The sequence below is a fragment of the Ruminococcus difficilis genome (genome assembly GCF_016680995.1).
Window position 1 is genome coordinate 1 of the sequence record NZ_JAEQMG010000195.1, and the last position, 6,186, is coordinate 6,186.

Sequence of the window (6,186 nt, forward strand, 5' to 3'; positions counted from 1 at the left end):
TGCAAAGACGGGCACCGCCGAAAACGCCGGAAGCGACCACGCGGCGTTCATCTGCTTCGCGCCGTTTGAAAAGCCCGAGGTCGCGGTCTCGGTGATAATCGAGCACGGCGCGAACACAAAATTCGCCATGCGCACGGCAAAGGATATGCTCAGCGCATATTTTGAAAATTCACCCAAAACTAATAACTAATAACTACGTGAGTTTGCTCGGACTTATTAAGCACTATGCCCAAAATAAATATTAAAAATTTGTTTGATAAAATCCTCCGCTTTTGTTGCTCTTTTGGAAATTTTGTGTTAGAATAGACAAGAGGTATTGTAATTATGAACAATGTAATCGTTGTGGCGTCCGGCAAAGGCGGCACAGGTAAGTCAACCGTCTGCATTTGCCTCTCGGTTTCGCTTGTCAAACAGGGCAAAAGAGTGCTGCTGATCGACTGCGACTGCGGTATGCGCGGACTTGACATTATGCTCGACATTGAGCAGGATATTCTTTTTGACGCGTCCGACGCCGTCTGCGGCAACTGCGGCTTCGGCGAGGCGGTCTACAAAAGTAAAAACAACGATAATCTCTTTTTGATGGCGGCTCCCTTTGACGCGGAGAACGAGCTCAGTCCCTCGGTTTTCCGTCAGCTGGTAGACGCGGTCAAGGGCGGCTTCGACTACGTGATTATCGATTCGCCCGCGGGCATCGGCTCAGGCTTCGTTACGGCTGCCGCTCCTGCCGACCGCGCGCTTATCGTTACCAACGCCGAACCCACCAGCGTCCGCGGTGCGGTCAAGGTGCGCAAGCGTCTTGAGGCTCTCGGAATCGGCGACGCGCGTCTTGTTATCAACAGGTTCGACAAGCGCGTGTTCAAAAAGCTCGGGTTTTATCCCGACCTCGACGCGGTCATCGACGCGGCTCAGACTCAGCTCATTTCGCTCGTGCCGTTTGACATCAACATTTCGATCGTCATGCAAAAGGGCGCAGCAGGCGTTGAAAGCGGTTCCTCGTTCGCCCCGTTCGAAAGACTCGCCCGGCGCGTAGAGGGTGCGCCGTGTCCCCTTGTGCTCAAGGGTATGTTATGATTTTATGATTTAGATAATTTGAGATAATTCTGTAGTGTTTGGAGGATTTTGGATATGAATATTGCGCTTATCGCTCACGATGAAAAGAAAGAATTAATGGTGCAGTTCTGCATCGCGTACTGCGGCACGCTCAGCCGCAACAACCTTTGCGCCACCGGCACAACGGGTAAAATGGTATCCGAAGCAACCGGCCTGTCGATCCAAAAGTTCCTCGCCGGCTCTCAGGGAGGCAGCCAGCAGATCGCCGCGCGCATCGCGTGCAACGAGGTCGATATGCTCCTCTTCTTCCGCGATCCGCTCAGCCCCAAGCCCAACGAGCCTAACGATATGAATATGCTCAGACTCTGCGATATGCACAACGTGCCCGTCGCAACCAATATCGCCACCGCCGAGGTGCTTATCCACGGCCTTGAGCGCGGCGATCTCGACTGGAGAAACATCCTCAAGTAAGCGCGGCACTGCGCTCTTTTCGGCATGCGCAAACGCATTGCCTCGCAAATCAAAACGGTTAATTCAGCGTCGGGCGGCGTAATGTCGCCCGATACTTATGTATATGGGAAATTTGCAGCGGCGCACGGTGGTGCGCCCTTTGCAGGTTATATGGAGGTATATCATGGCATTAATCACGAAGAAAATCAAGGGCACCGAGGACGTGCTGCCCCGTCAGAGCTACCGCTGGCAGTTCATCGAGGGCGTCATGCGCGAGGAGGCGAAGGCATACGGCTTCAAGGAGATCCGCACGCCTGTCTTTGAGCACACAGAGCTCTTCGCGCGCGGCGTGGGTCAGACGACCGACGTCGTTCAGAAGGAGATGTACACCTTCGACACAAAGGGCGGCGAGAGCGTTACCCTGCGTCCCGAAGGTACCGCGGGCGCGGCGAGAGCGGTGCTTGAGCACAACCTCGAAAACGAGGGTCTGCCGATAAAGGCGAGCTACTTCGTTTCCTGCTACCGCTACGAGAAGCCGCAGGCAGGCAGACTCAGAGAGTTCCACCAGTTCGGTCTTGAGGAGTACGGCACGCAGTCTCCCGTTGCCGACGCGGAGCTTATCTGCGCGGCGCAGTCGATTCTCGACAGACTCGGTCTTGACAAGGTAAGGCTTGAGATAAACTCCATCGGCTGTCCCGAATGCCGCGCAAAGTACAATCAGGCGCTGCGCGACTACTTCGGCGGCTACCGCGGGCAGCTCTGCACCACCTGCCTGAGCCGTCTTGAGAAAAATCCCATGCGTCTGCTCGACTGCAAAAGTCCCGAGGACAAGGCAATCGCAAAGGACGCTCCCAAAATCACCGACTACCTCTGCGAGGAGTGCGAGGCGCACTTTGCTGAGGTTCAGAAATATCTCGGCTGCGCAGGCGTTGAATACACCGTCAACCCCACAATCGTGCGCGGTCTCGACTACTACACCAAGACCGTCTTTGAGTTCGTCACCGACTGCATAGGCGCACAGGGCACCGTCTGCGGCGGCGGCAGATACGACGGACTTATGGAGGAGCTCGGCGGAAAGCACACTCCGTCGCTCGGCTTCGCGATGGGACTTGAGCGCCTGCTGATGGTCATGGACGCTCAGGGAATCGAGATCCCCGACACAAGCTCCTGCGCTCTCTACATCGCCACGATGGGCGACGAAGCAAAGGCTAAGGCGTTTGAGCTGCTCAAGCGCGTCCGCGAGTGCGGTCTGACCGCCGAAACCGACGTTGTAGGCAGAGGTCTCCGCGCCCAGATGAAGTATGCCGACAAGATCGGCGCGCGTTACTCGATGGTGCTCGGCGACAACGAGATCGCCGAAAACAAGGCTAAGGTCAAGAACATGGAGAGCGGCGAGCAGACAGAGCTTGCGCTCGACGAAAGCTTTGCCGAGAAATTCTCGGTGCTGCAATTGGCAAGCGACAAGGCGTTTGGAATTTAAACCGCGCCTTTTAACAATCTACGGAGGAATAATAACATGGCAGAATATATGACAGGCTTGAAGCGTACACATTACTGCGGAGACCTCAGGATCTCCGACGTAGGCAAGGAGGTCACCGTCTGCGGCTGGGTTCAGCGCTGCAGAGACCTCGGTCAGCTGATCTTCATCGATCTGCGCGACCGCTCGGGTATTGTACAGCTCGCCTTTACCGATAAAACAGACAGAGAGATTTTTGCAAAGGCGTTCGCGTGCCGCGGTGAGTTCGTCCTCGCCGCCAAGGGTACGGTCTGCGAGCGTTCCGCGAAAAATTACGATATTCCCACGGGTGAGATCGAGGTCACAGTCAGCGACCTCCGCGTTCTCTCAAAGGCGCAGACTCCGCCCTTCGAGATCGTAGACGAAAGCGAGACAAACGAGGAGCTTCGCCTTCGTTACCGCTACCTCGACCTGCGCCGCCGTCCGCTGCTCAACAACCTCATGATGCGCAGCAAGATCTCAAAGGTTGCGCGCGACTACTTTGCCGAAAACGGCTTTGTCGAGATCGAAACCCCGATGATGATCAAATCCACCCCCGAGGGTGCGCGCGATTACCTCGTTCCCTCGCGTATCCACAACGGCAAATTCTACGCCCTGCCCCAGTCGCCGCAGATATACAAGCAGCTGCTGATGGTTTCGGGCTTTGACCGCTATATCCAGCTTGCGCGCTGCTTCCGCGACGAGGATCTCCGCGCAGACCGCCAGCCCGAGTTCACCCAGATCGATATGGAGCTTTCGTTCGTCGACGTCGAGGACATCCTCGAGATCAACGAGGGCTTCTTCAAGCGTCTTTTCAAAGAGGTTCTCGGTCAGGAGCTCGAGACTCCCTTTACGCGCATGACCTACGCCGACGCGATGGAAAACTACGGCTCCGACAAGCCCGACGTCCGCTTCGGAATGAAGATTCAGGATATCTCCGATCTCGTCAAAGACTGCGGCTTCGGCGTGTTTACGGGAGCTATCGAAAACGGCGGCTCAGTACGCGCGATCGTCGCGAAGAACGCCGCGTCAACCTATACCCGCAAAGAGATTGACAAGCTCACCGAATACGTCCGCGGCATCGGTGCAAAGGGTCTCGCCTACGTGAGATGGGTCGACGAGCCTAACGCCTCGTTCAAAAAATTCATGACCGACGACGAGCTTGCGGCGATTTACGACCGTCTCGGCGCAGAGAAGGGCGACGTTATCCTTATCGTTGCCGACAAAAACAGCACTGTTCTCTCGACCCTCGGCGCACTCAGACTCAAGATCGCAAAGAGGCTCGATATCATTCCCGACGAGTTCAAGTTCGTCTGGATAGTAGACTTCCCGTTCTTTGAGAAGGACGAGGAAAGCGGCGAGTGGGTAGCCATGCACCACCCGTTCACCATGCCCAAGGAGGACTGCATACAGTACCTCGACACCGACCCCTCGAAGGTCATCGCGAAGGCGTACGACCTCACGCTCAACGGCGTGGAGCTTTCGAGCGGCTCGATGAGAATCACAGACCCCGAGCTGCAGCAGAGAATGTTCCGCGCGCTCAAGCTCACCGACGAGGAGATCGAAGCGAAGTTCGGCTTCCTTGTTGAGGCGTACAAGTACGGCGCGCCGCCTCACGGAGGAATGGGCATCGGACTTGACCGCGTGACCATGCTTCTCTGCGGCGCAGACAGCCTGCGCGACGTTACCGCCTTCCCGAAGGTTCAGAACGCCAGCGAGCTTATGTCGGCATGTCCGGCTCCCGTCGACAAGGAAAGCCTCGACGTGCTTGGAATCGCGCTGACGGACTGAGATATGAGAGCGGAGAGTTAAGTGAACGGCGGGCGCTGCCCGCACCCGATTTATATTGTTTTACGGTCACGCGCAATATTGATTCAGTCGGGCGCCGATTTTTCCAAAACACCGCGCTTTCCGCACGACCTTCACTCCACTCTTAACTCTTAACTCTGAACTCTGACTAACGAAAGGACGTGTTCAAATGGGCTGGGCTAGTATTATTGTGCCGCTCGCTATAATCGCGGCGCTCGCAGTTACCGTTCTGGTAATTTTTCTGTACATAAAATACCGCCTGCAAAGGTTCTCCAAGGAGGCATTCGGCACCAAGGATTTTGCCAAGGCGATGAAGGATATCGAGCGGTCAACCGAGTCCGCACGTTCGGTTCACGGCATGACCGACATCTACCTGCCGCTGATTCAGAAGGACTTTCCCGATTTCGACTACGACGTATTCAAGGGCAGGGTCGAGGGCGTGCTCAAGAGCTACTTTGCCGCCATCACCGCGAAGGACGACGGTCTGCTCTCGCCGGACTGCTCGCAGTCGATCCGCAACACGGTTATCGGTCTGATACACGAGCTTGAGGCTAAGGACTACGTTCACGAGCACCGCGAGGTAACTGTTCATCAGATGGAAATCGCGCGTTACCTCAAGAACGGCCCCACCGTGACGATACTGTTCAACGCCGCCGTCGGAATGTACGACTACGTTACCGACGCAAACGGCAAGGTGGTTATGGGCAACAGCGAGAAGAAGTCGCAGAAGCTCTTTGACGTGGCTCTCGTTTACGCGCAGGATCCCGACAAGATGAGCGTTTCGTCGATGACCACCGCTATGGGCGTTAACTGCCCGAACTGCGGCGCGCCGATCACGAACCTCGGTCAGAAATACTGCAACTACTGCGGCACCGGTATCCGCGAAATCAACGTCCGCTCGTGGAGCTTTGAGTACATTCAGGAAAACAAGACCACCAGCTCGCCGTACTGATGAGCCGGCAGCTAACTGCGGTGACTGCCAGATAAATACAAATCGGAGCGAAGCGACCCTTCACTACCAACTACCAACCACCAACTGTCAACCACCAACTACCAACCACCAACTGTCAACCACCAACTACCAACTACCAACCACCAACTGTCAACCACCAACCACCAACTGTCAACCACCAACTACCAACAACCAACTACCAACTACCAACTACCAACTACCAACTACCAACTACCAACTACCAACTACCAACTACCAACTACCAACTACCAACTGCCAACTACCAACTACCAACTACCAACTGCCAACTACCAACTACCAACTACCAACTAATTTTCCTCTTGCAATTTAAAGCAATATATATTAAACTATAGATAATGGGAGAATATTTTTCTCTAATCTGTTATAAAAAGGAGTTTTTACTATGGGT

The 6,186-nt window shown here is 55.1% G+C and carries 6 protein-coding genes; all 6 read left to right on the top strand.

Going from position 1 to position 6,186, the window contains the following annotated elements:
• The coding region (locus tag JKK62_RS16910; protein ID WP_201428943.1) for a penicillin-binding transpeptidase domain-containing protein at positions 1-190 on the top strand (190 nt) is incomplete at its 5' end.
• Between the two features lie 134 nt (positions 191-324).
• On the top strand, positions 325-1,071 hold the full coding sequence (locus JKK62_RS16915) for a septum site-determining protein MinD (RefSeq protein WP_201428944.1): 747 nt from the start codon (positions 325-327) through the stop codon (positions 1,069-1,071).
• Between the two features lie 54 nt (positions 1,072-1,125).
• Positions 1,126-1,521, top strand: a complete 396-nt coding sequence (locus tag JKK62_RS16920; protein ID WP_201428945.1) for a methylglyoxal synthase — start codon at positions 1,126-1,128, stop codon at positions 1,519-1,521.
• A gap of 163 nt (positions 1,522-1,684) precedes the next feature.
• Positions 1,685-2,980 (top strand): histidine--tRNA ligase, encoded by a 1,296-nt coding sequence (hisS, locus tag JKK62_RS16925; protein WP_201428946.1) that lies wholly within the window; start codon positions 1,685-1,687, stop codon positions 2,978-2,980.
• A gap of 36 nt (positions 2,981-3,016) precedes the next feature.
• Positions 3,017-4,786, top strand: a complete 1,770-nt coding sequence (aspS, locus tag JKK62_RS16930) for an aspartate--tRNA ligase (RefSeq protein ID WP_201428947.1) — start codon at positions 3,017-3,019, stop codon at positions 4,784-4,786.
• 187 nt (positions 4,787-4,973) lie between these two features.
• Positions 4,974-5,756: a zinc ribbon domain-containing protein gene (locus JKK62_RS16935; RefSeq protein ID WP_201428948.1), complete on the top strand. Its 783-nt coding sequence runs from the start codon at positions 4,974-4,976 to the stop codon at positions 5,754-5,756.
• Positions 5,757-6,186 lie beyond the last annotated feature (430 nt).